3 protein-coding genes are annotated in these 3,068 nt (G+C 39.2%); 1 reads left to right on the forward strand and 2 read right to left on the reverse strand.

Translation table 11 applies throughout. The features are described 5' to 3' along the window. Nucleotides 1-155: 155 nt before the first annotated feature. On the reverse strand, nt 156-1,052 hold the full coding sequence (locus V7K89_RS24635) for an alpha/beta fold hydrolase (protein ID WP_335191831.1): 897 nt from the start codon (nt 1,050-1,052) through the stop codon (nt 156-158). 138 nt (nt 1,053-1,190) lie between these two features. Continuing rightward, nucleotides 1,191-1,715 carry a plasmid pRiA4b ORF-3 family protein gene (locus tag V7K89_RS24640; protein WP_322710863.1) on the reverse strand — a complete coding sequence of 175 codons (525 nt, stop codon included), beginning with the start codon at nt 1,713-1,715 and terminating at the stop codon, nt 1,191-1,193. A 388-nt stretch (nt 1,716-2,103) separates the two neighbouring features. Between V7K89_RS24640 and V7K89_RS24645 the strand changes: the two genes are divergently transcribed. Next, nucleotides 2,104-3,036: an L-dopachrome tautomerase-related protein gene (locus V7K89_RS24645; RefSeq protein WP_335191834.1), complete on the forward strand. Its 933-nt coding sequence runs from the start codon at nt 2,104-2,106 to the stop codon at nt 3,034-3,036. Nucleotides 3,037-3,068: the final 32 nt, after the last annotated feature.

Raw genomic sequence — 3,068 nt, forward strand, 5'->3', positions numbered from 1 at the left:
CTAGAAAATATTACACCAGAGGTGATTGTTTCTCTCACCTCTTACGACTTTATTCTTGAAGCTTTATTTAGCGCAGCTTCATAAAGAATTGGTATAACAAAGAAACTTGATAGATAAAAATTTTAACTAATACTTTCAAAATTCGTTTAAATCACTTAGAAATTATATTTATTCAGAAATTGTAAAATATGTTGAGATGTAAATTGGGGCTGTTCAAGTTGAGGAGCATGACCACAGTTTTGAAGTTTTATTAATTGAGAATTGGCAATGGAACACTTAAATTTTTCTGCATCTTCAAGTGGGAGCATGTCATCAGCTTCTCCCCATAAAATCAGTGTTGGTTTGTCAATCAAGGCAATTCTATCTGCCAAGTTGCTATAACCTCCAGTTTTAACATAATCAATCATAGCATCAAGCCAAAGTGGCATTTGTTGATGTAGCATGGTGCACTGAATTGCCAAAAGTATTTTGGGATCAAAATTAGGTAAAACACTACATAAGTTTAATGCCAATATGTGGCGCTGACGCAGGTATTGAACAGCCAAAAAGTCAAAAGGAGGAAATAAATATTTGCTAAAAGCAGGAGAGCTAGTGTGACCTAAACTATTAATCAATACTAGCGATTTTACAATTTGAGGATAAGTGAGAGTAAAGTCAATCGCAGTAGCACCTCCCATTGATGTACCCACTAGTATGATAGGTTGATTGATTAAAGTTTTCCAAAAATTGTAAAGGTGAATTTTGATGGTATTTGGATTGTATTGGATTTCTTCTTGTCTTTGTGTAAAGCCAAAACCTAATAAATCTACTGCCCATGTTTCATTTTGAGCAGCAAGTAATGGCAACAGCAAACGAAACTCTAGGATAGAACTGTCGAAGCCGTGCAGTAATAAAATCGGTGTGACTCCCCTACCTTTGTGAATATACGTTGTCAAGATTGGATGTTGACTAAGGGAAGTTGTCAAGGCAATTCTTTCAATACTTTTAATAAAAGCGATCGCCTCTATGTCTTTGAGTTGGTTAACTTGTGATAGCAGAAAATTGGGGAACATTATATTTATTCATAAAATACCTTATTTGCAGACTTAACCCATTCCATTCGGGATCAGATATTTCCACTTCCTCATTTAGGGGCGTGAGTTTTATAGAATGATATTGTGTTTTATCTTCCAAATAAGTAATTTTTTCTTTTAATCAAAATCTGCATATTGCGGAGGGCTAGCTCCAACTCGCTGAGTAATTTTGGGATACTTACCTGATTGAGCCAAGTCTTGTATGTTTATGACATCAATCTGGTGCCACCAATCATCACCAAAATCGAACCAGTAACCGAAAGCATCATCAATAGATAAGCCTAACGACGCAATTGAAGTACTAGATACATCCCCTGTAAGCGCTAGTGTCAGATCGGAACTGGAAAATGCTTGCTTTAAGCAGTAGCGTCTTGCATTTGGATCTTGTGGTCTCCTTCCGCCAACTTGGAATTCGTACATATGTTCATCTTCTCGGTCGAATGCCTTGAAGATGATTTGATGTAAATTCTCCAAAGTATTGCTGCCTTTAATCTCAATTGTTCGAGACACCACGGGATTTTCTGCTGCAAATTTCTCTGTAATTGGACCGTCAATTAAAAAAACCTCTAGCACGTATAGCGCATTTGAAGAAGGGTTAACCGCTTGTTTGGCAATGTTTTCTGATTTTTTAGTTTTAGCCATACTCATTATTTTGGTTAAGATCGCCAATATTCTGTTTTGAAAATTTTACTTGAGAAAATCCCCAATTTAGGGATAAGCTCACCATCAGCAGAAAGGACGCGGCGCAACCCAGACGTACATAGATAGATCAGGACGATACCGCCACAAGCTGTTGAGCACAGTCCTTAGCCGACTGGAATACAGCATGAAAAACTCCAAATACAGCATCCAAATGAAGTATAGAAATGTCAAGTAAAAAAGGAATTAATTGAATCTGTCGTTTGCTAGAGTCAAAAGAATTACTGGTTTTTTAAGATTATGAAGTTGTGTTAGAGGCAAAAAGTTGTTGAGAACGCTAAAAGTACTTCTTGGATTGTTAATTGGCTGCGCGCTCGCATTGGTTTATTATATGCCATCGCTTGCGGCAAAAAGTAGCACAAAATTACCGCAAGCAAAGACGATTGGCAATATAGAGCAAGTTGCTGCTTTTAGTGGTCCAATGTTAACAGGAGTTAGTGTGTCTCAAAGTGGGCGGATTTTTGTTAACTTTCCCCGGTGGGGTGATTCAGTAGACTTTACAGTTGCAGAGATTAAGAATGGTCGTGCAGTAGCCTACCCAAATGCCCAAATCAATCGACCTAACAGCAGCGAACAGTCCAAATCGCTAGTTTCTGTTCAAAGTGTTGTTGTTGATCCACTAGACCGCCTTTGGATTGTGGATACTGGAAGCATAGAATTTGCACCGACCTCCTACGGTGGTCCAAAACTAATTGGTGTTGACCTGAAGCAAAATCGCATTTTTAAGACTATTCTTTTTCCTCAAGAAGTTGCCTTGCCAACGACATATTTGAATGATGTGCGCTTTGACCTGCGGCGGGGTAAATCAGGTATGGCGTTTATTACTGACTCATCTGATAAGGGTGCAAATGGCATCATTGTTGTTGATTTAGCCAGTGGTAAAAGTTGGCGACGGCTCAACGATCATCTTTCTACCAAAGCAGAGCGGAATTTCTTGCCAAGCGTTGAAGGTCAACCTCTGATGAGCCGACCAGCTAACCAACCTCCTAGTTATATCAAGTTAGGTTCGGATGGCATTGCTATCAGTGCAGACGGTTCTCGTCTATTTTATTGCCCACTCGCAAGCCGCAAACTCTACAGTGTTAGTGTTGATGCACTTTCTAATCAACAAATGACTGATGCACAGGTTGCAGCAACAGTCGAAGATCACGGTGATAAGGGTGGGGGTTCTGATGGACTGGAATCGGATGCGAATAACCGAGTATATAGCAGTTCCTGCTTGAGTGCAATACAGTATGGGATGATGGAGTATATCAACGTCTAAGTGCCTGTAGAATGAAACCTTACTCCTGTGAT

Source organism: Nostoc sp. (assembly GCF_036917515.1).
In the GTDB taxonomy this organism is placed as follows: domain Bacteria; phylum Cyanobacteriota; class Cyanobacteriia; order Cyanobacteriales; family Nostocaceae; genus Nostoc.